Source organism: Escherichia sp. 93.0816 (assembly GCF_013368855.2).
In the GTDB taxonomy this organism is placed as follows: Bacteria; Pseudomonadota; Gammaproteobacteria; order Enterobacterales; family Enterobacteriaceae; genus Escherichia; species Escherichia ruysiae.
Genome location: NZ_JABWNC020000005.1, coordinates 187352 through 210810, shown reverse-complemented (window position 1 = coordinate 210810; position 23459 = coordinate 187352). Strand labels below are relative to the sequence as shown.

General features: G+C 50.1%; 25 protein-coding genes and 1 pseudogene. 14 read left to right on the top strand and 12 right to left on the bottom strand.

Annotated elements, in window-relative coordinates; translation table 11 throughout:
• Positions 1-2: 2 nt before the first annotated feature.
• The 9 genes from sapA (at position 3) to HEM79_RS08640 (ending at position 10168) form a co-directional block, all read left to right on the top strand.
• The gene (gene sapA, locus HEM79_RS08680; RefSeq protein ID WP_176241022.1) at positions 3-1646 is read left to right on the top strand and encodes an ABC transporter substrate-binding protein SapA; all 1644 of its coding nucleotides are present in this window, start codon (positions 3-5) and stop codon (positions 1644-1646) included.
• Positions 1643-2608 (top strand): putrescine export ABC transporter permease SapB, encoded by a 966-nt coding sequence (sapB, locus tag HEM79_RS08675; RefSeq protein ID WP_000583302.1) that lies wholly within the window; start codon positions 1643-1645, stop codon positions 2606-2608. The genes sapA and sapB overlap by 4 nt, the downstream gene beginning before the upstream one ends.
• On the top strand, positions 2595-3485 hold the full coding sequence (sapC, locus tag HEM79_RS08670; protein ID WP_001146146.1) for a peptide ABC transporter permease SapC: 891 nt from the start codon (positions 2595-2597) through the stop codon (positions 3483-3485). Before sapB ends, sapC begins: the two co-directional genes overlap by 14 nt.
• A complete protein-coding gene (sapD, locus tag HEM79_RS08665; protein WP_001128858.1) occupies positions 3485-4477 on the top strand; it encodes a peptide ABC transporter ATP-binding protein SapD in 993 nt (330 codons plus the stop codon). The genes sapC and sapD overlap by 1 nt, the downstream gene beginning before the upstream one ends.
• Position 4478: 1 nt before the next feature.
• Positions 4479-5285: a peptide ABC transporter ATP-binding protein SapF gene (gene sapF, locus HEM79_RS08660; RefSeq protein WP_130222752.1), complete on the top strand. Its 807-nt coding sequence runs from the start codon at positions 4479-4481 to the stop codon at positions 5283-5285.
• 70 nt (positions 5286-5355) lie between these two features.
• Positions 5356-5718, top strand: a complete 363-nt coding sequence (locus HEM79_RS08655) for a DUF559 domain-containing protein (protein ID WP_176241021.1) — start codon at positions 5356-5358, stop codon at positions 5716-5718.
• A 376-nt stretch (positions 5719-6094) separates the two neighbouring features.
• A complete protein-coding gene (gene fabI, locus HEM79_RS08650) occupies positions 6095-6883 on the top strand; it encodes an enoyl-ACP reductase FabI (RefSeq protein ID WP_021550859.1) in 789 nt (262 codons plus the stop codon).
• A 143-nt stretch (positions 6884-7026) separates the two neighbouring features.
• The gene (locus HEM79_RS08645) at positions 7027-8166 is read left to right on the top strand and encodes a CMD domain-containing protein (RefSeq protein WP_176241020.1); all 1140 of its coding nucleotides are present in this window, start codon (positions 7027-7029) and stop codon (positions 8164-8166) included.
• 67 nt (positions 8167-8233) lie between these two features.
• Positions 8234-10168: an exoribonuclease II gene (locus HEM79_RS08640; RefSeq protein WP_176241019.1), complete on the top strand. Its 1935-nt coding sequence runs from the start codon at positions 8234-8236 to the stop codon at positions 10166-10168.
• Positions 10169-10233: 65 nt separating this feature from the next.
• On the opposite strand, the gene HEM79_RS08635 is transcribed toward HEM79_RS08640, so the two are convergent.
• A complete protein-coding gene (locus tag HEM79_RS08635; protein ID WP_000221850.1) occupies positions 10234-10356 on the bottom strand; it encodes a hypothetical protein in 123 nt (40 codons plus the stop codon).
• Between the two features lie 53 nt (positions 10357-10409).
• On the opposite strand from HEM79_RS08635, the gene pdeR reads away from it, so the two are divergent.
• Entirely contained in the window at positions 10410-12395 is a 1986-nt protein-coding gene (gene pdeR, locus HEM79_RS08630) for a cyclic di-GMP phosphodiesterase (protein WP_021550861.1), read from the top strand.
• A gap of 44 nt (positions 12396-12439) precedes the next feature.
• On the opposite strand, the pseudogene HEM79_RS23165 reads toward pdeR, so the two are convergent.
• Positions 12440-12505 (bottom strand): annotated as a pseudogene (locus HEM79_RS23165) (hypothetical protein); the annotation flags it as partial.
• 35 nt (positions 12506-12540) lie between these two features.
• Here HEM79_RS23165 and HEM79_RS08625 point away from each other — a divergent pair.
• From HEM79_RS08625 to osmB, 3 genes are all read left to right on the top strand, one after another.
• Entirely contained in the window at positions 12541-12714 is a 174-nt protein-coding gene (locus HEM79_RS08625) for a YciZ family protein (RefSeq protein WP_001288366.1), read from the top strand.
• 88 nt (positions 12715-12802) lie between these two features.
• Entirely contained in the window at positions 12803-13552 is a 750-nt protein-coding gene (gene yciT, locus HEM79_RS08620; protein ID WP_021550862.1) for a DNA-binding transcriptional regulator YciT, read from the top strand.
• Positions 13553-13820: 268 nt separating this feature from the next.
• A complete protein-coding gene (osmB, locus tag HEM79_RS08615; protein ID WP_000498252.1) occupies positions 13821-14039 on the top strand; it encodes an osmotically-inducible lipoprotein OsmB in 219 nt (72 codons plus the stop codon).
• Between the two features lie 125 nt (positions 14040-14164).
• On the opposite strand, the gene yciH is transcribed toward osmB, so the two are convergent.
• From yciH to pgpB, 5 genes are all read right to left on the bottom strand, one after another.
• Positions 14165-14491, bottom strand: coding sequence for a stress response translation initiation inhibitor YciH (yciH, locus tag HEM79_RS08610; RefSeq protein ID WP_001353236.1), 327 nt, complete (start codon positions 14489-14491; stop codon positions 14165-14167).
• The gene (gene pyrF / locus HEM79_RS08605) at positions 14491-15228 is read right to left on the bottom strand and encodes an orotidine-5'-phosphate decarboxylase (protein ID WP_176241288.1); all 738 of its coding nucleotides are present in this window, start codon (positions 15226-15228) and stop codon (positions 14491-14493) included. Before pyrF ends, yciH begins: the two co-directional genes overlap by 1 nt.
• A 191-nt stretch (positions 15229-15419) precedes the next feature.
• On the bottom strand, positions 15420-16589 hold the full coding sequence (gene lapB, locus HEM79_RS08600; protein ID WP_000891364.1) for a lipopolysaccharide assembly protein LapB: 1170 nt from the start codon (positions 16587-16589) through the stop codon (positions 15420-15422).
• A 6-nt stretch (positions 16590-16595) separates the two neighbouring features.
• Positions 16596-16904 (bottom strand): lipopolysaccharide assembly protein LapA, encoded by a 309-nt coding sequence (lapA, locus tag HEM79_RS08595; protein ID WP_000876294.1) that lies wholly within the window; start codon positions 16902-16904, stop codon positions 16596-16598.
• Positions 16905-17052: 148 nt separating this feature from the next.
• Positions 17053-17817 carry a phosphatidylglycerophosphatase B gene (gene pgpB / locus HEM79_RS08590; protein WP_176241018.1) on the bottom strand — a complete coding sequence of 255 codons (765 nt, stop codon included), beginning with the start codon at positions 17815-17817 and terminating at the stop codon, positions 17053-17055.
• Between the two features lie 169 nt (positions 17818-17986).
• On the opposite strand from pgpB, the gene ribA reads away from it, so the two are divergent.
• Complete coding sequence (gene ribA, locus HEM79_RS08585; RefSeq protein ID WP_001176295.1) at positions 17987-18577, top strand: GTP cyclohydrolase II; 591 nt, start codon at positions 17987-17989, stop codon at positions 18575-18577.
• Between the two features lie 63 nt (positions 18578-18640).
• Here ribA and acnA read toward each other — a convergent pair whose 3' ends face one another.
• The 5 genes from acnA to cysB all read right to left on the bottom strand — a co-directional run bounded on the left by acnA (position 18641) and on the right by cysB (position 23298).
• Positions 18641-21316, bottom strand: coding sequence for an aconitate hydratase AcnA (gene acnA, locus HEM79_RS08580; RefSeq protein ID WP_176241017.1), 2676 nt, complete (start codon positions 21314-21316; stop codon positions 18641-18643).
• Between the two features lie 162 nt (positions 21317-21478).
• Positions 21479-21574: a small membrane protein YmiC gene (gene ymiC, locus HEM79_RS08575; RefSeq protein ID WP_016158389.1), complete on the bottom strand. Its 96-nt coding sequence runs from the start codon at positions 21572-21574 to the stop codon at positions 21479-21481.
• A 116-nt stretch (positions 21575-21690) separates the two neighbouring features.
• Positions 21691-21861, bottom strand: coding sequence for a protein YciX (yciX, locus tag HEM79_RS08570; RefSeq protein ID WP_000261430.1), 171 nt, complete (start codon positions 21859-21861; stop codon positions 21691-21693).
• A gap of 3 nt (positions 21862-21864) precedes the next feature.
• Positions 21865-22005, bottom strand: coding sequence for a YmiA family putative membrane protein (locus HEM79_RS08565; RefSeq protein WP_286178551.1), 141 nt, complete (start codon positions 22003-22005; stop codon positions 21865-21867).
• Between the two features lie 318 nt (positions 22006-22323).
• Positions 22324-23298, bottom strand: coding sequence for an HTH-type transcriptional regulator CysB (gene cysB, locus HEM79_RS08560; RefSeq protein WP_000776255.1), 975 nt, complete (start codon positions 23296-23298; stop codon positions 22324-22326).
• Positions 23299-23459 lie beyond the last annotated feature (161 nt).

Here is a 23459-nt window from a genome sequence, read left to right as displayed (position 1 = left end):
TTATGCGCCAGGTATTATCGTCTCTTTTGGTGATTGCTGGACTGGTGAGTGGTCAGGCAATCGCCGCGCCTGAATCCACCCCGCATGCTGATATCCGCGACAGCGGTTTTGTCTATTGCGTCAGCGGGCAAGTCAACACCTTTAACCCATCCAAAGCGAGCAGTGGGTTAATTGTCGATACCCTTGCCGCCCAGTTTTATGATCGACTGCTGGATGTCGATCCCTATACCTATCGCCTGATGCCGGAACTTGCCGAAAGCTGGGAAGTACTCGACAACGGCGCGACCTATCGCTTCCACCTGCGTCGCGATGTTCCGTTTCAAAAAACCGACTGGTTTACTCCCACTCGTAAAATGAATGCCGACGATGTGGTGTTTACCTTCCAGCGAATTTTTGACCGCAACAACCCGTGGCATAACGTCAACGGCAGCAACTTCCCCTACTTCGACAGCCTGCAATTTGCCGATAACGTGAAAAGCGTCCGTAAACTGGATAATCATACCGTTGAGTTCCGTCTGGCTCAGCCGGATGCTTCTTTTTTGTGGCACCTCGCAACCCATTATGCTTCGGTCATGTCGGCAGAATATGCCCGGAAGTTAGAGAAAGAAGATCGCCAGGAGCAACTCGACCGTCAACCGGTCGGCACTGGACCGTATCAGTTGTCGGAATACCGCGCCGGGCAATTTATTCGCCTACAACGTCATGATGACTTCTGGCGCGGTAAACCGTTAATGCCGCAGGTGGTGGTGGATTTAGGCTCCGGCGGCACCGGACGTCTGTCGAAACTCCTGACTGGTGAATGCGACGTTCTGGCCTGGCCTGCTGCCAGCCAGCTATCCATTTTGCGTGACGACCCGCGCTTGCGTTTAACGCTGCGTCCTGGGATGAACGTCGCCTATCTGGCGTTTAACACTGCCAAACCACCGCTTAATAATCCGGCAGTACGTCATGCGCTGGCACTGGCGATTAATAACCAGCGCCTGATGCAATCTATCTATTACGGTACGGCTGAAACGGCGGCCTCTATTTTACCGCGCGCCTCGTGGGCTTATGACAACGAGTCTAAAATTACCGAATACAATCCGGCGAAATCACGCGAACAGTTGAAGGCGTTGGGGCTGGAAAATTTAACGCTGAAACTGTGGGTGCCAATACGCTCGCAAGCGTGGAACCCCAGTCCGCTGAAAACTGCCGAGCTGATTCAGGCGGATATGGCGCAGGTCGGCGTGAAAGTGGTGATTGTGCCGGTAGAAGGTCGTTTTCAGGAGGCGCGGTTGATGGATATGAGCCATGATCTGACGTTATCCGGCTGGGCGACGGACAGTAACGACCCGGACAGTTTCTTCCGCCCGTTACTGAGCTGCGCGGCAATTCATTCGCAGACCAACCTTGCCCACTGGTGCGATCCGAAATTCGACAGCGTGTTGCGTAAGGCGCTCTCCTCGCAGCAACTGGCGGCGCGTATTGAAGCCTATGACGAAGCGCAAAGTATTCTGGCACAGGAGTTACCCATTCTACCGCTGGCCTCATCACTACGCTTGCAGGCCTATCGGTACGATATCAAGGGGCTGGTTCTTAGCCCATTTGGTAACGCCTCCTTCGCTGGTGTGTACCGCGAAAAGCAAAATGAGGTGAAAAAACCATGATTATCTTCACCTTACGCCGCGTTTTATTATTGATCGTGACCTTGTTCCTGCTGACTTTTGTTGGCTTCAGTTTGAGCTATTTCACGCCACATGCGCCGTTACAAGGCGCTTCACTGGGGAATGCCTGGGTATTCTGGTTTAACGGCCTGATTCACTGGGATTTTGGCGTTTCCAGCATTAACGGTCAGCCGATAGCCGAACAGTTAAAAGAGGTCTTTCCGGCAACGATTGAGCTATGCATTCTCGCTTTCGGTTTTGCGCTGATTGTCGGCATCCCGGTGGGCATGATTGCCGGGATTACGCGCCATAAGTGGCAAGATAATTTGATCAATGCCATCGCGTTGCTGGGCTTTTCAATCCCGGTTTTCTGGCTGGCGCTTCTGCTGACGCTGTTTTGTTCGCTGACGCTGGGCTGGCTGCCCGTTTCAGGGCGTTTCGATTTGCTCTATGAAGTGAAACCTGTTACCGGCTTTGCGTTGATTGATGCCTGGCTTTCGGACTCTCCGTGGCGGGATGAAATGATCATGAGCGCAATACGCCATATGGTATTGCCGGTCATCACTCTGTCGGTTGCGCCAACAACTGAAGTGATCCGATTGATGCGTATCAGCACCATCGAAGTCTATGACCAGAATTATGTGAAAGCAGCGGCGACTCGTGGTTTGTCACGCTTTACTATTTTGCGTCGCCATGTGCTGCATAACGCGTTACCCCCTGTCATCCCTCGTCTGGGTTTGCAGTTTTCCACCATGCTGACGCTGGCGATGATCACCGAAATGGTCTTTAGCTGGCCTGGTTTGGGGCGCTGGTTAATTAACGCCATTCGCCAACAAGATTACGCAGCGATTTCCGCCGGTGTGATGGTGTGTGGTTCGCTGGTCATTATTGTTAACGTGATTTCTGATATTTTGGGTGCTATGGCTAACCCTCTGAAACATAAGGAATGGTATGCCTTACGATAGCGTATACAGCGAGAAGCGCCCGCCGGGCACGCTACGTACCGCCTGGCGCAAATTCTATGGTGACGCCGCTGCAATGGTCGGCCTGTACGGCTGCGCGGGGCTGGCTGTACTGTGTATTTTTGGCGGCTGGTTTGCGCCTTACGGCATTGACCAGCAATTTCTCGGTTATCAATTGTTGCCACCGTCATGGTCGCGCTATGGCGAAGTCTCTTTCTTCCTGGGGACTGACGACCTCGGACGCGACGTTTTAAGCCGTTTATTGAGCGGCGCGGCGCCTACCGTTGGCGGCGCATTTGTGGTGACACTTGCTGCTACCGTCTGTGGTCTGGTGCTCGGCACCTTCGCCGGTGCGACGCATGGTCTACGGTCAGCGGTACTTAATCATATTCTGGATACCTTACTGGCGATCCCGTCCCTGCTGCTGGCAATTATCGTTGTGGCGTTTGCCGGACCGAGTTTGTCGCACGCGATGTTTGCCGTCTGGCTGGCACTACTGCCGCGTATGGTGCGTTCGGTCTACAGCATGGTGCATGATGAGCTGGAAAAAGAGTACGTTATCGCTGCTCGCCTGGATGGTGCAACGACGCTGAATATTCTCTGGTTTGCCGTGCTGCCAAACATCACCGCTGGGCTGGTCACGGAGATCACCCGCGCACTGTCGATGGCAATTCTTGATATCGCCGCGCTGGGCTTTCTTGATCTCGGCGCGCAACTCCCCTCACCTGAATGGGGAGCGATGCTCGGCGATGCACTGGAACTGATTTATGTCGCCCCGTGGACCGTCATGCTGCCTGGTGCGGCAATTATGATCAGCGTGTTGTTGGTTAACCTCCTTGGTGATGGTGTGCGTCGTGCGATTATTGCGGGGGTAGAATAATGCCGTTACTGGATATTCGTAACCTGACCATTGAATTTAAAACCGGTGATGAGTGGGTTAAAGCCGTTGACCGCGTGAGTATGACCTTAACCGAAGGTGAAATCCGTGGCCTTGTTGGTGAATCCGGCTCCGGCAAAAGTTTGATTGCGAAAGCGATTTGTGGCGTCAATAAAGATAACTGGCGTGTTACCGCTGACCGTATGCGTTTTGATGACATCGATCTGCTGCGTCTCTCCGCGCGCGAACGGCGCAAGCTGGTTGGGCACAACGTGTCGATGATTTTTCAGGAACCGCAATCGTGTCTCGACCCTTCTGAACGTGTGGGGCGTCAGTTAATGCAAAACATCCCGGCCTGGACTTATAAAGGCCGTTGGTGGCAGCGTTTTGGCTGGCGCAAACGTCGCGCCATTGAACTGCTGCACCGCGTGGGGATTAAAGATCACAAAGATGCGATGCGCAGTTTTCCGTATGAGTTGACCGAAGGTGAATGCCAGAAAGTGATGATTGCCATCGCGCTGGCGAATCAACCACGTCTGCTGATAGCTGACGAACCGACAAACTCGATGGAGCCTACTACCCAGGCGCAAATATTTCGCCTGCTGACGCGTTTGAATCAAAACAGCAATACAACGATTTTGCTTATTAGTCATGACTTACAAATGCTTAGTCAATGGGCGGACAAAATTAACGTGCTTTACTGCGGGCAGACGGTGGAAACAGCGCCGAGTAAGGAGCTGGTGACGATGCCGCATCATCCTTACACCCAGGCGCTGATCCGCGCGATACCGGATTTCGGCAGCGCAATGCCGCATAAAAGTCGCCTCAATACGCTGCCTGGCGCAATCCCGCTTCTGGAACAATTACCCATTGGTTGTCGTCTGGGGCCACGTTGCCCGTATGCACAACGAGAATGTATAGTGACGCCGCGCCTGACAGGCGCGAAAAATCATCTCTATGCCTGTCATTTCCCGCTGAATATGGAGAAAGAGTGAGATGATAGAAACTCTGCTCGAAGTGCGTAATTTAAGCAAAACGTTCCGCTACCGAACTGGCTGGTTTCGTCGTCAGACCGTAGAAGCCGTAAAACCCTTGAGCTTTACGCTACGTGAACGCCAGACGCTGGCGATTATTGGTGAAAACGGTTCGGGTAAATCGACGCTGGCGAAAATGCTGGCAGGAATGATTGAGCCAACCAGCGGCGAGTTATTGATTGACGATCATCCGCTGCATTTTGGTGATTATTCCTTCCGCAGCCAGCGGATTCGCATGATTTTTCAGGATCCTTCGACCTCGTTGAATCCGCGTCAGCGTATCTCGCAGATCCTTGATTTTCCTCTGCGTTTGAACACCGATCTGGAGCCTGAACAGCGGCGCAAACAGATTATTGAAACAATGCGTATGGTCGGGCTGCTACCGGATCACGTCAGTTACTATCCGCATATGCTGGCACCAGGGCAAAAACAACGTCTGGGTCTGGCACGCGCGCTAATATTGCGCCCAAAAGTTATTATCGCGGATGAAGCTCTCGCCTCGCTGGATATGTCGATGCGTTCGCAGTTGATTAATCTGATGCTGGAGCTACAAGAGAAACAGGGCATTTCTTATATTTATGTTACCCAACATATCGGGATGATGAAGCATATCAGCGACCAGGTTCTGGTGATGCATCAGGGCGAGGTTGTCGAGCGAGGCAGCACCGCGGATGTGCTGGCATCACCGCTGCATGAACTCACCAAACGGCTGATTGCCGGGCACTTTGGCGAAGCGTTAACGGCGGATGCGTGGCGTAAAGATCGTTGATTTTCTGAACCCGTCTTCCAGATAATTCACCTCATTCTGACAAGGGATTAAATCTTGTCAGAATGAGTGGATGGATAAAATAAAATCAAATGCGCGTTATTTAAGACGCAATCTCACCCCGCAGGAACGAAAGCTCTGGCGATATCTTCGCAGCCGACGTTTTGGTGATTTCAAATTTCGCCGTCAACATCCGGTGGGGAGCTACATTCTCGATTTTGCCTGCTGCTCGGCGCGTGTAGTTGTTGAGCTGGATGGTGGGCAGCATGATTCGACAGTTGCCTATGATACCAGGCGCACACGCTGGCTTGAGTCGCAGGGCTGGACCATGCTGCGTTTCTGGAATAATGAGATCGATTGTAATGAGGAGGCGGTGCTGGAGATTATTCTGCAGGAACTGAGTCGCCTGTCACCCTCACCCCAGCCCTCTCCCTGAAAGGGCGAGGGAGCCGACCGAGCCAGGTGGCTGTTGTGGTGAAAATATGGAGGCGAATGATGAAGAATATTCGGCAAGGACTGAACCGCCGGTTACCCTCACCCCAGCCCTCTCCCTGAAAGGGGCTGTATGTGCCTGTTTGTTGCTGGGGTGACAATATTTGCACAATACGGTCCCCTCGCCCCTCTGGGGAGAGGGTTAGGGTGAGGGGAAAAGCACCCACCCTGCCCGCGCCCTGCTCCGGTCGGACCTGGCAACTATAGCCACCCACAGCCTGGTTGATTATAATAACCGTTTATCTGTTCGTACTGTTTACTAAAACGACGAATCGCCTGATTTTCAGGCACAACAAGCATCAACAATAAGGATTAAAGCTATGGGTTTTCTTTCCGGTAAGCGCATTCTGGTAACCGGTGTTGCCAGCAAACTGTCCATCGCCTACGGTATCGCTCAGGCGATGCACCGCGAAGGAGCTGAACTGGCATTCACCTACCAGAACGACAAACTGAAAGGCCGCGTAGAAGAATTTGCCGCTCAATTAGGTTCTGACGTCGTTCTGCAGTGCGATGTTGCCGAAGATGCCAGCATCGACACCATGTTCGCTGAACTGGGTAAAGTCTGGCCGAAATTTGACGGCTTCGTACACTCTATTGGTTTTGCACCTGGCGATCAGCTGGATGGTGACTATGTTAACGCCGTTACCCGTGAAGGCTTCAAAATTGCCCACGACATCAGCTCTTACAGCTTCGTTGCAATGGCAAAAGCTTGCCGTTCCATGCTGAATCCGGGTTCTGCCCTGCTGACCCTCTCCTACCTGGGCGCCGAACGCGCTATCCCGAACTACAACGTTATGGGTCTGGCAAAAGCGTCTCTGGAAGCGAACGTACGCTATATGGCTAACGCGATGGGTCCGGAAGGTGTGCGTGTTAACGCCATCTCTGCTGGTCCGATCCGTACTCTGGCGGCTTCCGGCATCAAAGACTTCCGTAAAATGCTGGCTCACTGCGAAGCGGTTACACCGATTCGTCGTACCGTTACCATCGAAGATGTGGGTAACTCTGCAGCGTTCCTGTGCTCCGATCTCTCCGCAGGTATCTCCGGTGAAGTCGTTCACGTTGACGGCGGTTTCAGCATCGCTGCCATGAACGAACTGGAACTGAAATAATCGTTCTGTTGGTAAAGATGGGCGGCGTTCTGCCGCCCGATTTCTCTGTTATACCTTTCTGATATTTGTTATCGCCGATCCGTCTTTCTCCCCTCCCAGCCTTGCGTCAGGATAACGATTTCCTTTACGACCAAGGAGTCCCCATGGAACAACGCCACATTACCGGCAAAAGCCACTGGTATCATGAAACGCAATCCAGTACTTCGGAGTATGACGTTTTACCACTGGTTCCGGGAGCCGCAAAGGTAACCGATCCTTTTCTGCTCGACGTGATCCTTGATGAAGAAACACTTGATCCCTTTCATTCGTGGCTGATCCCGGCGCGTGCTCTTGCTGTAGAGTTCTTCCCCGACCAGCTTACAGTGACACGCTTACAAACATTCACCGCCTATGAACGCCTGACGACCGCCCTGACGGTTGCCCAGGTCTGCGGCGTCCAGCGGTTATGTAACTACTATTCCGCGCGTCTGACACCGCTTCCCGGACCTGACTCCTCCAGGGAAAGCAATCATCGACTGGCGCAAATCACGCAATATGCCCGCCAACTGGCTGGTTCTCCATCTATCATCGACGGTCAGTCCCGCCAGCATCTTAACGATGTCGGGCTTACCGCCTGGGATTGTGTGATTATCAACCAAATCATCGGCTTTGTTGGTTTCCAGGCGCGAGCGATCGCCACATTTCAGGCTTATCTTGAGCAACCGATACGCTGGCTACCCGGTCTGGAAGTGCAAAGCTACGCAGACGGTTCACTTTTTGCTGAAACATCAACTGGCTGGCGTGCCTGCTACGAAGTGGAGAAATCTCCGCAAGAGCAAGAGATGAATGCTCACCGACAGTTACCATCCGAACTCCGCCAACTGGTCGCAATCCTGAATCTGCACCCTGCCTCACTTTCACTCTTTGTGACGTTGCTATCCAGCTCGTTGGTAACAACAAAATCCAGCCATCAACTTGCTGCCTTACTCAGTGCGCGAATTAACGGTAGCGTTGCCTGTTTCACCTCCTTAATTCATTCAAATGTTGAATATAAAGACGCAATATGCATTCTGCGTCAGGGCGAAAACGAAATAAACCAATGGGCTGACCGTCATTCTGTTGAGCGCGCTACCGTTCAGGCGATACAATGGCTGACACGAGCACCCGATCGCTTTAGCGCCGCCCAGTTCAGCCCATTACTCGAACATGAAATATCATCAGCTCAGGTTATCAATCTGCTGGTATGGAGCGGGTTTTGTGGTTGGATAAATCGCTTAAAAATCGCGTTGGGTGAAACACATTAACCTTGCTGCGTCAGGCAGAATCGCGTAAAACTGTCAGCCGCTCTAATGGCCACCAAAATAGACAATTATGTTTCAGGACAACCCGCTGCTAGCGCAGCTTAAACAGCAACTGCACTCCCAGACGCCCCGCGCTGAAGGGGTAGTAAAAGCCACTGAAAAAGGCTTTGGCTTCCTGGAAGTCGACGCACAGAAAAGTTATTTCATTCCGCCGCCGCAGATGAAAAAAGTCATGCATGGCGACCGAATTATCGCAGTGATCCACAGTGAAAAAGAACGTGAATCCGCAGAGCCAGAAGAACTGGTTGAACCGTTTCTGACTCGTTTCGTGGGTAAGATTCAGGGCAAAAATGACCGTCTGGCCATCGTTCCTGATCATCCACTCTTAAAAGACGCCATTCCTTGTCGCGCGGCTCGTGGCCTGACCCATGAGTTTAAAGAAGGCGACTGGGCGGTTGCCGAAATGCGCCGCCATCCGTTGAAAGGCGATCGCTCCTTCTATGCGGAACTGACACAATACATCACTTTTGGTGACGACCACTTCGTACCGTGGTGGGTAACCCTGGCACGCCATAATCTGGAAAAAGAAGCGCCAGACGGTGTTGCTACCGAAATGCTCGATGAAGGTCTGCAACGTGAAGATCTGACTGCTCTGGACTTTGTCACCATTGACAGCGCCAGCACGGAGGATATGGATGATGCCCTTTTCGCGAAGGCGTTGCCGGATGACAAACTACAGCTGATTGTGGCTATTGCCGACCCAACCGCGTGGATCGCAGAAGGCAGCAAGCTGGACAAAGCCGCGAAAATTCGTGCGTTCACCAACTATCTGCCAGGCTTCAATATCCCAATGCTGCCACGGGAACTTTCCGACGACCTCTGCTCCCTGCGTGCCAATGAAGTGCGTCCGGTGCTGGCATGTCGGATGACGCTATCCGCTGACGGCACCATTGAAGACGACATCGAATTTTTTGCTGCTACCATCGAATCCAAAGCCAAGCTGGTTTATGACCAGGTTTCCGATTGGCTGGAAAACACCGGTGACTGGCAGCCAGAAAGTGATGCGATTGCGGAACAAATCCGCCTGTTAGCGCAAATTTGCCAGCGTCGCGGCGAATGGCGTAATAACCATGCGTTGGTGTTTAAAGATCGCCCGGATTACCGTTTTATTCTGGGTGAAAAAGGTGAAGTGTTGGATATCGTCGCTGAACCGCGTCGTATTGCTAACCGTATCGTCGAAGAAGCGATGATCGCCGCTAACATTTGTGCGGCTCGCGTGCTGCGCGATAAGCTCGGTTTCGGTATCTATAACGTACATATGGGCTTTGATCCGGCAAATGCCGACGCGCTGGCATCATTACTGAAAACGCACGGCCTGCATGTTGACGCCGAAGAAGTGCTCACACTGGACGGATTCTGCAAACTGCGCCGTGAGCTGGATGCGCAACCGACTGGCTTCCTCGACAGCCGCATTCGCCGTTTTCAGTCTTTTGCAGAAATCAGCACCGAACCTGGCCCTCACTTTGGTCTCGGTCTGGAAGCGTATGCCACCTGGACTTCACCGATTCGTAAGTATGGCGACATGATCAACCATCGTCTGCTGAAAGCGATCATCAAAGGCGAAACAGCGACGCGCCCGCAGGATGAAATCACCGTCCAAATGGCAGAACGTCGCCGTCTTAACCGGATGGCAGAACGTGATGTCGGCGACTGGTTATACGCACGTTTCCTGAAAGACAAAGCCGGAACCGACACCCGTTTTGCGGCAGAAATCGTCGATATCAGCCGTGGCGGTATGCGTGTGCGGCTGGTCGATAACGGCGCTATTGCCTTTATCCCTGCACCATTCTTACACGCCGTGCGCGATGAACTGGTTTGCAGTCAGGAAAACGGCACCGTACAAATTAAAGGTGAAACAGTTTACAAGGTAACCGACGTTATCGACGTCACCATCGCCGAAGTACGCATGGAAACCCGCAGTATTATTGCGCGCCCGGTCGCGTAATCCCCCTTCACGGCCCGTTCATTACGGATGGGCCGTTTGCGTTTCCCCCTTCCTTCGCATTCGTTTTATCTCAGCAGATTTTTTTTAATGACTTCCGTTTGAAAACTGGCGTTTTCCCAAAACTGGATTACAAATAAATATATAAAAAAAACAATACGTTTAGCCGACATTAATTTCATGTAAGTCATGTTGGACCTTTCATTTAATGGCATGGTTCGCCGTTAACCGTAGGGTATGCATCATGAAAACCGTTAGGGAGTCCACAACGTTGTACAACTTTCTCGGATCGCACAACCCATACTGGCGGTTGTCGGAAAACAGTGATGTTTTGCGCTTTTCCACCACTGAAACAACAGAACCTGAACGTACTCTGCAGTTATCCGCCGAACAGGCTGCTCGCATCCGGGAAATGACGGTCATCACCTCCAGCCTGATGATGAGTCTGACAGTCGATGAGAGCGACCTTTCTGTCCATCTGGTGGGACGAAAAATCAATAAGCGCGAATGGGGTGGCAACGCGTCGGCATGGCATGATACACCGGCAGTTGCTCGTGATTTATCACACGGACTTTCCTTTGCCGAACAGGTAGTTTCTGAAGCCCATTCCGCAATTGTGATTCTGGACAGCCGGGGAAATATCCAGCGTTTTAATCGGTTATGTGAAGAATATACAGGGCTGAAAGAACACGATGTCATTGGGCAAAGCGTGTTTAAATTGTTTATGAGTCGCCGTGAAGCTGCGATCTCACGGCGTAACAACAGCAGTTTTTTTCGTAGTGGCAACGCCTATGAAGTCGAGCGTTGGGTACAGACTCGCAAAGGTCAGCGACTGTTTCTGTTTCGCAACAAATTTGTCCACAGCGGTAGCGGCAAAAATGAGATCTATTTAATCTGTTCCGGCACCGATATCACCGAAGAACGTCACGCCCAGGAACGCTTGCGAATCCTGGCTAACACTGACAGCATCACCGGGCTACCGAATCGTAACGCAATGCAGGAATTAATCGACTATGCCATTAATCAGGCCGACGAGAGTAAGGTCGGAGTGGTTTATCTCGATTTAGACAATTTTAAAAAAGTGAACGATGCCTACGGGCATTTGTTTGGCGACCAGCTGTTACGCGAGGTTTCACTGGCCATTTTAAGCTGTCTTGAACAGGATCAGGTGTTGGCACGTCTTGGCGGCGATGAATTTCTGGTACTCGCACCAGACACCTCGCAAAGTGCCCTGGAAGCAATGGCATCGCGGATTTTGACCCGCCTGCGCCAACCCTTTCGCATCGGTTTAATCGAAGTTTATACTGGCTGTTCAATTGGTATTTCACTTTCACCACAACACGGTCCAGATAGCGCGGCGATTATTCGCCATGCCGATACGGCAATGTACAGTGCCAAAGAAGGCGGACGAGGACAATTTTGCGTCTTTTCGCCGGAAATGAATCAACGGGTATTTGAATATCTGTGGCTGGATACCAACCTGCGTAAAGCACTGGAAAACGATCAGTTAGTCATTCACTATCAGCCGAAAATCACCTGGCGCGGTGAAGTACGCAGTCTGGAAGCTCTGGTACGCTGGCAGTCTCCCGAACGTGGCTTAATTCCCCCTCTGGACTTTATTTCCTATGCCGAAGAGTCCGGTCTGATTGTGCCACTAGGCCGTTGGGTTATTCTCGACGTCGTGCGCCAGGTAGCAAAATGGAGAGATAAAGGCATTAATCTTCGGGTAGCGGTGAATGTCTCAGCACGCCAACTTGCCGATCAAACCATTTTCACTGACCTGAAACAGGTACTCCAGGAACTTAAATTTGAGTATTGCCCTATTGATGTCGAACTGACTGAAAGCTGTCTGATTGAAAACGATCAGCTGGCGCTTTCCGTTATTCAGCAATTCAGTCAATTAGGCGCGCAGGTTCATCTGGATGATTTCGGCACGGGTTACTCTTCTCTTTCCCAACTGGCACGATTCCCCATCGATGCTATAAAACTCGACCAGGTTTTTGTTCGTGATATTCACAAACAGCCAGTCTCGCAGTCGCTGGTACGTGCGATCGTCGCCGTGGCTCAGGCACTCAATCTTCAGGTGATTGCCGAAGGTGTAGAGAGTGCAAAAGAAGATGCCTTTTTGACCAAAAATGGCATCAATGAGAGACAAGGATTTTTGTTTGCCAAACCGATGCCTGCCGTAGCTTTCGAACGCTGGTATAAACGATATCTGAAGCGCGCATAAAGAGACGAATATATAAATGTAACGGTATATAATTCCATTACATATCGTATTAATGAATGATAATTAGCCTTTGCCGTTAAGCACTTCTCTTTTAGCGGCAATTTTTGCATTATTCATTTTCACTTTTTGCCTTGAGGATACCCTGATGTCTGAATTTGATGCCCAACGCGTTGCCGAACGTATTGATATTGTGTTAGATATCCTTGTGGCGGGCGATTACCACTCTGCGATCCATAATCTCGAGATACTTAAAGCAGAACTGTTGCGCCAGGTTGCTGCATCTACGCCAGACATCCCGAAGGCACCGTGGGAGATTTAACAATCGTGCTTTCAGTTTTCCCTATTTAAGGATGCCCGGCACGTCAGCATTTTTTATTTAGTATTATAACGTTATAAGAATTACAGCGATGAATTCCCGACAACAAACTATTCTACAGATGGTCATTGAGCAGGGTCAGGTTAGCGTAACCGATCTGGCGAAAGCCACTGGAGTTTCCGAAGTTACCATTCGCCAGGATCTCAACACCCTCGAAAAACTTAGCTATCTACGCCGTGCACATGGCTTTGCAGTTTCGCTTGATAGTGATGACGTTGAAACCCGTATGATGAGTAATTATACGCTGAAGCGTGAACTCGCCGAGTTTGCCGCCTCACTGGTTCAACCGGGTGAAACCATCTTTATCGAGAATGGTAGCAGTAACGCCCTTCTGGCTCGCGCATTAGGTGAGCAGAAGAAAAATGTCACCATCATTACGGTCAGCAGCTATATAGCGCATTTACTGAAAGACGCGCCTTGTGAAGTCATTTTACTTGGCGGCGTGTACCAGAAAAAAAGCGAAAGTATGGTTGGGCCACTGACACGTCAGTGCATCCAACAGGTGCATTTCAGTAAGGCATTTATTGGTATCGATGGCTGGCAACCTGAAACTGGATTTACAGGTCGCGACATGATGCGTACCGATGTGGTTAATGCCGTGCTGGAAAAAGAATGCGAAACCATAGTCCTGACTGACAGTTCTAAGTTTGGTGCCGTACACTCTTACTCCATCGGTCCTGTGGAGAGAATCAAACGTGTTATAACCGATTCGAAGATTCGCGCCAGCGATATGATGCTTTTGGAACACAGTAAATTAATCGTTCACGTCGTTGACATATAATCACTTTCCCTCCCTACGGATGGTTTGCCCTGACGCAAATCATCCGCTCTAAGATGATTCCTGGTTGATAATTAAGACTATTTACCTGTTATTAACATCCTAAAGTTATAAACTTATTATCAGCGATATAACAGGAAGTCACTATCACCTGCGTGATATAACCCTGCGCGCGAGAGGATTTCACGGAATTATTTTACCGGGCGTATTCTGAACTATTATAGTTATAGAGAGCTTACTTCCGTGAATCATAAATTCAGGAGAGAGTATTATGTTTGTAACGAGCAAAAAAATGACCGCAGCTGTTCTGGCAATTACACTGGCAATGTCTCTAAGCGCCTGTTCTAATTGGTCTAAACGAGACCGCAACACCGCAATCGGTGCGGGTGCTGGGGCTTTAGGTGGTGCAGTACTGACTGATGGCAGCACACTGGGTACATTAGGTGGGGCAGCAGTTGGTGGTATTATCGGTCACCAGGTCGGTAAATAATCGTAAATAAATGTCGATAAGCGACTCGCAATTATAATACGCTTGACTCTGTTCATTACGAAATAACTGAATAGTACACACAGTAAAATAAACGAAAGCCACGGAATATTTCCGTGGCTTTTTTGTTAACCGCCAGCGAGTTTTACTTTCATTCCTTTCGCTTCAAGGAGTGATTTTAATAAATCACGCTTATCTCCCTGGATTTCGATAATTCCGTCTTTTACTGCTCCACCGCAGCCGCATTTTTTCTTCAGCTCCGCTGCCAGTTTTGTCAGTTCTGCATCATCGAGATCGACTCCAGTGATCAGGCAAACGCCCTTTCCTTTACGTCCACTGGTTTGACGTTGAATGCGCACCACGCCGTCGCCTTTAGGGCGTACAGGGGCCGCTTTTGGCTCATCAATACGTCCGGTTTCCGTTGAGTAAACCAGACGGCTATTGGAATCACTCATCATGCACTCCGTTGTAATGAGGCGTTGATCGCTTTCAGCGTTTGCGCTGGATCTGCCGATTGCGTTACCGGGCGACCAATCACCATATAATCAACTCCAGCCGCCAACGCCTGTTCTGGCGTCATAATGCGGCGCTGGTCACCAGCGTCACTCCCCTGCGGACGAATGCCCGGAGTAACCAGTTTGAACTCCTGGCCGAATACCTGTTTAAAACGCACAGCTTCCTGAGCAGAACACACCACACCATCAAGCCCACATTTTTGCGTCAATGCCGCCAGACGTTCTGCATAATCCGCTGGTGACAGTGTCACGCCAAGATCGGTCAGGTCGCAGGCTTCCATGCTGGTCAATACAGTCACAGCAATTAATAGCGGTGCATCTTTACCAAACGGAACCAGAGCCTCACGCGCTGCGGTCATCATACGTGCCCCACCGGAGGCATGAACGTTAACCATCCACACGCCTAAGTCAGCCGCTGCAGCCACAGCGTGCGCTGCGGTGTTGGGAATGTCGTGAAATTTCAGATCGAGGAAAATATCAAAACCACGATGTTGTAGTTCATGCACAAACTGCGGCCCAAACAGCGTAAACATCTCTTTGCCGACTTTCAGACGACAATCACGTGGGTCGATCTTGTCGACAAATGCCAGCGCGGCGTCACGATTATGGTAATCAAGGGCAACAACGACAGGAGAATTCGTAACAGCGCGGGAAGAAGATGAAGCAGTTAACGTCATGACCAGACCTTCTTGATGATGGGCACCGGAAGTGGCGCGAAACAGGTAAACGGCGAGCATTCTACCCGTGGAAATAAAAAATTAACAGTTGCGATTTTTCCCCTGCCAGGCTTTTTTACGCAGGAGTTGCCGAAGCAAAATGTGGGAACAACCATTAGGATGTTGTAACTAAAGCTGGATTTTTTTAAAAATTACAGGCCATCAAGGCCGCGAATAGGTTTAATGGTTGACCACGCCCGACATGACGGGCAATGCCAGTAGAGCGTATATGCGGTAAAACCACACTTCTGGCAACGATAACGCGGCTTACTACGCACCTTCTCACCAACCATGTCACGCAGCACCATCAGGCTCTCTTTAGCGCGCCCTTCTTCTGCTTCATTCAGGTGGTAATCCATTAACTTGTGGAACACGCGCATGGTCGGGTGACGTTGTAACTGGCGCGTAATATAGACCTGTGCGGCATCACTGCCGTCGCGCGCTTCGATAATGTCTGCAAGCATCAATTCAGCATCGGCACCGGTATTCTCTTCCACCGCGCGTTGCAGGAACTCTGCCCATTCGGCAGTTTTACCCAGTTGCTGATAGCAGGTTTGCAGCATTTCCAGCGTTTCGCTGACCAGTTCTCTGTCCTGGGAAATGACACGTTGCAGGCTTTCGACCGCTTTGGCGTATTCTCCTTTCGCCATAAACACACGTCCCATCATGATGGATACGCGGGCGCTGTTTTTGTCTGCCGCCGCCCCTTTTTTCAACAAGGTCATAGCACGATCAAGATCGTCGCTGGCCATGTGCTGGAGCGCCAGTTCACAGTAGAAATGCGCGATCTCAACGCGTTGCTTATCTTTTCCCAACTTCACCAGGCGTTCTGCAACATCAATTGCTTTCTGCCATTCACTGGTGGACTGATAGATTTGTAACAACTGTTGCAATGCGCCAACACGGAAGTCAGTTTCATCGGTCAGTTGATTAAACATATCTTCCGCACGATCGTATAAACCCGCCGCCATGTAATCACGACCCAGTTGCTGAATTGCCAGCAAGCGTTGCTCATAGGTCAACGAGGCACTTTCCATTAAGGTTTGATGAATACGAATCGCGCGATCGACTTCGCCACGCGAACGGAACAGGTTTCCGAGCGTAAGGTGGGCTTCAACGGTGCCGGTGTCCTCTTTGAGCATATCGAGGAACAGATCAACCGCTTTATCCTGTTGATTACTAAGCAGGAAGTTAACACCTGCTACGTAATCGCGTGACAGGCGGTTGGCTTCATCTTGCTTGTTTTGTTGCGCACTTCTGCGGCCCATATACCAGCCATAGGCAGCGGCTACAGGCAAGAGCAGAAACAACAACTCCAGCATAGAAAGTTATTCCTTCGCCACTGACGAATCAGGCGCTACCGCCACGCCAGTCGCAGGTGAAAGCTGGTTTTCCAGTCGCTTTATTTTACGTTCAGCGCGTACCAGAGAAACACGAACTCGCAGCCAGAAAAGGCCACAAATCAACCAACCAATAGCAAAACCCGCAGCAAACAATACAGCGAGCAATGTGGAGATACGATACTCCCCTTGCGCTAACAGATAATTAAACGTTACCTGCTGATCATTCTGCGCACCTAATGTGACGGAAATCACAAAAATCGCTAACACCAGTAAGAAAATGAGTAAATATTTCACATTACTTCCCGTTATGTGGTTAGAGCGAATAAATTATGGTCAACTTACCGCAATAGCCCTTTAAATTACCATTTTCACGACGTCTGCGAAATGGTAGCCACAATCATTGTTGATGATTTGAGGGTTAAATTCAGAAATTCAACCAGTATTAACTTTCTTGTTCTCGTTGCGCTATCTCACGATTTTCTTCCGGTGGTGGTGTTAATGGCCCACAAATACGTTGCGCAAGCCAGGTTGCTACCGCGACCAGCGCCCACGAAATCAACGTAGCCACCACCAGATCGCGCGGCCAATGCATCCCAAGCAGCAGGCGGCTTCCCATGACTCCCGTTGCCCAAACCAGCAAGAGTGCAATGGTTACGGTTCGCCGACGCGGCCATAACAACCCAACGGCCAGCAGAGCCCAACTGGCAGCAAACATTGTGTGACCAGAAGGAAAGGCAAAACCGGTCTCTTTCTGCCAATGAGAACGCAAATATTGCGGGATATTTTTCTCTTCAGCCAACTGTTCTTTCACTAAATTTCCGCGCTCTGCACGCTTTAAAGTGTAGAACTCATCAACCGGAATATGATGTGTTTTTTCCAGCCAGATAACAAACGGGCGCGGTTCCTGAACTTTGTCTTTAATCCAGGATTTTACCGCTTGCCCGACAAGGATCGCCGCCGCCAGTATGGCAAACAACATAATTGCAGCTTTGATACGAAAGCGCAGACACCAGAGAAACCAACCGAATAAAATCAGATGCGTAATGACGCCCCAGGGCTGAGTGACGGTTTCAGTGACCCAAAAGGCCGTTCTTAACAACCCATTTTGCTCTCCTGGTTGCCAACGCCAGCCAGAAATCCATACCACTACAGGCATGATAAGTAATAGTGCAGCTCCAACTGCGGTACGTCTGGCAATCGAACGCATGGTCTCTCCTTTCTTATAAGTCTCACAATCATAACTGAAAATGCCCTGACCTGGAAAAATTGACAGATTTGTGCCATTCAGTGAACGATCGACGCGTCGTGATTAGGTGAACGCCTTCGCGTTATGGCAAAATAAGCCAATACAGAACCAGCATTATCTGGAGAATTTCATGCAGCTTAAACGTGTGGCAGAAGCCAAACTGCCAACCCCATGGGGCGATTTCCTGATGGTGGGATTTGAAGAACTGGCAACCGGACACGATCATGTCGCGCTAGTCTATGGCGATATTTCCGGGCATACCCCGGTACTTGCGCGCGTCCATTCCGAATGTCTGACCGGTGACGCCCTGTTCAGCTTGCGCTGCGATTGTGGCTTCCAGCTGGAAGCGGCGCTGACACAAATCGCCGAAGAAGGCCGTGGTATTTTGCTGTATCACCGCCAGGAAGGTCGTAACATTGGTCTGCTGAATAAAATTCGCGCTTACGCATTGCAGGATCAAGGCTACGACACCGTAGAGGCTAACCACCAGTTAGGCTTCGCTGCTGATGAGCGCGACTTCACTCTTTGCGCTGATATGTTCAAACTCCTTGGTGTCAATGAAGTCCGTTTGTTAACCAACAACCCGAAAAAAGTCGAAATTCTGACCGAAGCCGGGATTAATATTGTTGAACGCGTGCCGTTGATTGTTGGTCGTAACCCCAATAACGAACATTATCTCGATACCAAAGCCGAGAAAATGGGTCATCTGTTGAACAAATAACCCACTTGCGTTGTGAAGTTAATTTGCTTGCCGGTTATCTGACTTCCGGCAAGCAAATACTCGTTACTTCAACATATTACGGATGACATAATGCAAAATCCCGTCGTTCTGGTAATAGGTTAATTCCGTCGCAGTGTCGATACGACAACGGCACGGCACAACTTCCTGACTACCATCAGCTCGCGTTAGTGTCACTGGAACCGTTGCGCCGGGTTGTAGATTTTGCAGATCGCTAATATCAATCTTCTCTTCCCCGGTCAGCCCTAATGTTTTACGCGTCACGCCTTGCGGAAATTCCAGCGGCAAAATGCCCATGCCAATTAAATTCGAGCGGTGAATACGTTCAAACGATTCGGCAATAACCACCCGGATACCAAGCAGACGCGGACCTTTTGCCGCCCAGTCACGGCTGGAGCCAGAACCATATTCTTTACCGGCAATCACCGCCAGGGGCGTTTTCTCCTGCTTATAGCGCATCGCTGCATCATAAATAGAAACGACATCGCTGGCAGGTAAATGCCGCGTCATTCCACCTTCAACACCGGGCACCATTTCGTTACGAATGCGAATATTGGCGAATGTGCCGCGCATCATCACCTCATGGTTGCCGCGCCGCGAACCGTAGGAGTTAAAGTCTTTCCGCTCAACACCTCGACCTTGTAGATATCGACCCGCCGGACTGTCGGGCTTAATACTGCCCGCCGGAGAGATATGGTCAGTAGTGACCGAATCCCCCAGCATTGCGAGTATCCGCGCGCCGTGAATATCCTCCACTGGCGCAGGTATTACCTGCATCTCATCAAAGAACGGTGATAACCGAATATAGGTCGAATCATTCTGCCAACCGTAGGTATCGGATTGCGCAACGTTAATTTCTTTCCACTCAGCTGTCCCTTCGAAAACTTCTGCGTACTCTTTACGGAACATTTCTGTAGAGACTTGTGCTACCGCACGGGCAATTTCTTGTGCCGATGGCCAGATATCTTTCAGATATACCGGATCGCCTTTACGATCATGACCGATAGGCTCTGAAGCCAGATTGATATTCATATTGCCCGCCAGCGCATAGGCAACCACCAACGGCGGCGAAGCCAGCCAGTTAGTTTTAACCAGCGGATGAATACGTCCTTCAAAGTTACGGTTGCCGGACAGCACCGCACCGACGGTCAAATCGCCTTTTTTGATTGCAGTTTCGATAGGATCGGGCAACGGGCCAGAGTTACCAATACAGGTGGTACAGCCATATCCCACAAGGTTGAAGCCAAGCTCATCGAGATACGGTGTCAGTTTGGCTTTTGCCAGATAATCAGAAACCACTTTCGAACCCGGTGCCAGCGACGCTTTGACCCACGGTTGCCGCTTGAGGCCCAGAGTTACGGCTTTTTTCGCCAGCAAGCCTGCGGCCATCAGTACACTTGGGTTAGAGGTGTTGGTGCACGAGGTGATGGCAGCAATAACCACTGCGCCATCAGGTAACTGATACGGATGTCCGTTCATAACATAATCGACCGGTTGGCGATCTTTATGCGTGGCATTCACTTCCAGTTCGTTACTGGCGGCAAAAGCTTTTGGTACATCGGGCAGTGCAACGCGATCCTGTGGGCGTTTTGGCCCCGCCAGACTCGCTTCAACGTCATTCATGTCCAGTTCTAACGTACTGGTAAAAATCGGTTCATCGCCCGGGTTACGCCACATGCCCTGCACTTTAGCATATTTTTCGACCAGCTCGACCTGATCTTCACTGCGCCCGCTTAAACGCATGTAATCGAGGGTGACCGCATCGATTGGGAAGAAGCCGCAGGTCGCGCCGTATTCTGGCGACATATTGGCAATGGTGGCGCGATCCGCCAACGGTAGTGAATCCAGACCATCACCATAAAATTCGACGAATTTCCCCACCACGCCATGTTTGCGCAGCATTTGGGTAACAGTGAGAACCAGGTCTGTGGCGGTAATACCTTCACGTAATTTTCCGGTAAGTTTAAAGCCCACTACATCCGGGATAAGCATGGAAACCGGCTGACCTAACATTGCGGCTTCCGCTTCGATCCCGCCAACGCCCCACCCCAGTACGCCAAGACCGTTGATCATAGTAGTGTGCGAGTCAGTACCGACGAGCGTATCCGGATAAGCAATCCATTCACCGTCCTGCAGTTCACTCCACACTGCTTTGCCGAGATATTCGAGGTTAACCTGATGGCAAATGCCTGTGCCTGGCGGCACGACGCTAAAACGACTGAACGCCTGCTGCCCCCATTTCAGGAATACATAACGTTCGTGGTTTCGCTCCATTTCCAGACGCACGTTTTCCTCGAATGCTTCATCATCGCCAAAACGATCGACGGTCACCGAATGGTCAATTACCAGGTCGACCGGTGAGAGCGGATTCACTTTCGCGGTATCGCCACCGAGACGTTTTACCGCTTCTCGCATCGCCGCAAGATCAACGACAGCGGGCACGCCGGTGAAGTCCTGCATCAGTACTCTTGCCGGACGGTAGGCAATTTCACGGTCAGCATGGGCATTTTTCAACCAGCCAGCCAGCGCGTGGATATCCTCTTCGGTAACCGAGTTACCATCCTGCCAGCGGAGCAGGTTTTCGAGCAGAACTTTGAGTGACTTAGGCAGACGGGTGATATCGCCCAGTGATTTGGCAGCAAGCGGCAGGCTGTAGTAGTGGTAAGTTTTATCTTTGGCCTGCAACGTGTCCTTACTGGCTTCTCGTAGGGTTGACGACATAGCTCCTCCTTAATAACAGGGTTGCGATGCCCTGATTCTCTTCAGGGTGAATATTAAAGATAACACAAACACCGCGTAACGATTTGATAACAACCCGAATTGATAAAAGAGGGAAACCTTGCGGATAAGAAAAGAAAAACCTCGCCGTAGCGAGGTCAGAGATTAGTGAGCAACTATCCAGATGAGTTCAACCCAGAAGAGCATCGACAGAGAAAATGCGCCCATCCAGGACCAGTATTTCATATTTGTGGTGATCATAGGCTACACCCTTCACTTGTTATTACTTTCTGTTGAAATTATTCAACCTTTTATTGCTGTGGTGTATTAAAAACCGTTTAATTCACGAATATATCGGATAATAAGAATGATGATAATTATTGTTTCTGCTGATCATCTTCAGCAAACATCTCTATAAAAGCTTGCTGTTGCGACGTCAGTTTCCAGCCATCTGGAATAACGACTGAACATTCCCGTTTCGTTTCCGTTTCATTGTCACTATGCTGAGATAGTGGCAAAGCAACCTGATGCTGCTCCTGAACGACCATGCTTTACCCCCACACTTTCCAAATTAGCAGTGCGACAAGCACCCAGAGGAGCGCAGAACCAAGAAATACCGCAAGCCAGGCTTTGCGTTTCAATTCAGGGTCCCTGCGAGGTTCCTGATTTCCAGAAGGCATTGCTAACCTCATATAATCGCCATCACTTATCAGCAAGACGCTAAACGATTGGTATAATTAATCAATTGATGAGACAAATCCTAATGAAACTTTAGCCAAAAATCCAGCTAATTTACGAATCGTCTCCAGTGAATAATTCAATCTTTTGACCTGAAATAGATATTTGAAGACTGACATTTGCGAGGCAGGTAATTAGACACTACTTTATGTCCGATTTACCATAAAGATTTCAGGGATAATTATATTGTGAGCGGTGGACAAATAAGAAAGAACAGAGGATATATTCCGGCACCCTAAAAACATAAAAGGTGCCGGAAATAATGCAGGTAATTATTTTTCCGGCAATTTGATATCTTTAAACATGATCTCAATTTCTTCATTGGAACGCAGTGCTACGGCGGCATCAACGACATCGCGGGTTAAATGCGGCGCAAAACGCTGAATGAAATCATACATATAACTGCGCAAAAACGTACTGCGGCGAAAACCAATTTTGGTTGTGCTATGACTGAAAATGTCATGCGCATCAACACGAACCAGGTCGGGATCCGAAACCGGATCCACCGCCATGCTGGCAATCACCCCTACACCCAACCCTAATCGAACGTAAGTTTTAATCACGTCAGCATCGGTAGCAGTGAAAACAATACGCGGCGTCAACCCTGCGCGGTTAAAGGCGGTATCCAGCTCGGAGCGTCCGGTAAAACCGAAGGTATACGTCACCAACGGATACTGCGCCAGTTCTTCAATGGTAATTGCTTTTTTGCCCGCCAGCGGATGGTCTGGTGTCACCACAATAGCCCGATTCCAGTGATAGCATGGCAGCATCACCAAATCTTCATACAAATGAAGTGCTTCCGTGGCGATAGCGAAATCGGCATTACCTTTAGAGACGGCATCGGCGATTTGGGTCGGCGACCCCTGATGCATATGCAAAGAAACGCGAGGATAACGCTCAATGAAACCTTTGATGACATTCGGTAATGCATAGCGCGCCTGGGTATGCGTGGTGGCGATATACAGCGAGCCTTTATCTGGCCAGGTGTGTTCTCCGGCGACCGATTTAATAGCATCAACTTTCGACAGAACTTCACGAGCGATACGAATTATTTCCTGCCCGGCTGGAGTAACCTGCGTCAAATGCTTGCCGCTACGGGAAAAAATTTGAATACCCAGCTCATCTTCCAGCATTCTGACTTGCTTACTGATCCCAGGTTGTGATGTGTAAAGTCCTTCAGCCGTTGATGAGACGTTCAGGTTATGATTGACGACCTCAACAATATAGCGAAGTTGTTGTAATTTCATGTTAAACCATCCAATTAGACGCCATCAGAACATCGTTTTTTCGTCACACCTGACGGGTGACTAATACGATTTAATAATAAAAAAGGTGCTAACTATAACCACTATATCATTTATAGCTTTAGTGTATAGGTGTGGAGATAAAATAATATGCAATAAAAAAG

Bases quoted from the DNA above. Each gene is read 5' to 3' on its own strand.
- lapB (WP_000891364.1), bottom strand. From the start codon at position 16,589: ATGCTGGAGTTGTTGTTTCTGCTCTTGCCTGTAGCCGCTGCCTATGGC.
- acnA (WP_176241017.1), bottom strand. From the start codon at position 21,316: ATGTCGTCAACCCTACGAGAAGCCAGTAAGGACACGTTGCAGGCCAAA.
- cysB (WP_000776255.1), bottom strand. From the start codon at position 23,298: ATGAAATTACAACAACTTCGCTATATTGTTGAGGTCGTCAATCATAAC.
- osmB (WP_000498252.1), top strand. From the start codon at position 13,821: ATGTTTGTAACGAGCAAAAAAATGACCGCAGCTGTTCTGGCAATTACA.
- HEM79_RS08655 (WP_176241021.1), top strand. From the start codon at position 5,356: ATGGATAAAATAAAATCAAATGCGCGTTATTTAAGACGCAATCTCACC.
- sapD (WP_001128858.1), top strand. From the start codon at position 3,485: ATGCCGTTACTGGATATTCGTAACCTGACCATTGAATTTAAAACCGGT.
- sapF (WP_130222752.1), top strand. From the start codon at position 4,479: ATGATAGAAACTCTGCTCGAAGTGCGTAATTTAAGCAAAACGTTCCGC.
- yciH (WP_001353236.1), bottom strand. From the start codon at position 14,491: ATGAGTGATTCCAATAGCCGTCTGGTTTACTCAACGGAAACCGGACGT.
- yciT (WP_021550862.1), top strand. From the start codon at position 12,803: ATGAATTCCCGACAACAAACTATTCTACAGATGGTCATTGAGCAGGGT.
- HEM79_RS08625 (WP_001288366.1), top strand. From the start codon at position 12,541: ATGTCTGAATTTGATGCCCAACGCGTTGCCGAACGTATTGATATTGTG.
- pgpB (WP_176241018.1), bottom strand. From the start codon at position 17,817: ATGCGTTCGATTGCCAGACGTACCGCAGTTGGAGCTGCACTATTACTT.
- sapA (WP_176241022.1), top strand. From the start codon at position 3: ATGCGCCAGGTATTATCGTCTCTTTTGGTGATTGCTGGACTGGTGAGT.
- sapB (WP_000583302.1), top strand. From the start codon at position 1,643: ATGATTATCTTCACCTTACGCCGCGTTTTATTATTGATCGTGACCTTG.
- HEM79_RS08565 (WP_286178551.1), bottom strand. From the start codon at position 22,005: ATGAGGTTAGCAATGCCTTCTGGAAATCAGGAACCTCGCAGGGACCCT.
- yciX (WP_000261430.1), bottom strand. From the start codon at position 21,861: ATGGTCGTTCAGGAGCAGCATCAGGTTGCTTTGCCACTATCTCAGCAT.
- sapC (WP_001146146.1), top strand. From the start codon at position 2,595: ATGCCTTACGATAGCGTATACAGCGAGAAGCGCCCGCCGGGCACGCTA.
- ribA (WP_001176295.1), top strand. From the start codon at position 17,987: ATGCAGCTTAAACGTGTGGCAGAAGCCAAACTGCCAACCCCATGGGGC.
- HEM79_RS08645 (WP_176241020.1), top strand. From the start codon at position 7,027: ATGGAACAACGCCACATTACCGGCAAAAGCCACTGGTATCATGAAACG.
- fabI (WP_021550859.1), top strand. From the start codon at position 6,095: ATGGGTTTTCTTTCCGGTAAGCGCATTCTGGTAACCGGTGTTGCCAGC.
- HEM79_RS08640 (WP_176241019.1), top strand. From the start codon at position 8,234: ATGTTTCAGGACAACCCGCTGCTAGCGCAGCTTAAACAGCAACTGCAC.
- HEM79_RS08635 (WP_000221850.1), bottom strand. From the start codon at position 10,356: ATGACTTACATGAAATTAATGTCGGCTAAACGTATTGTTTTTTTTATA.
- pyrF (WP_176241288.1), bottom strand. From the start codon at position 15,228: ATGACGTTAACTGCTTCATCTTCTTCCCGCGCTGTTACGAATTCTCCT.
- ymiC (WP_016158389.1), bottom strand. From the start codon at position 21,574: ATGATCACCACAAATATGAAATACTGGTCCTGGATGGGCGCATTTTCT.
- pdeR (WP_021550861.1), top strand. From the start codon at position 10,410: ATGAAAACCGTTAGGGAGTCCACAACGTTGTACAACTTTCTCGGATCG.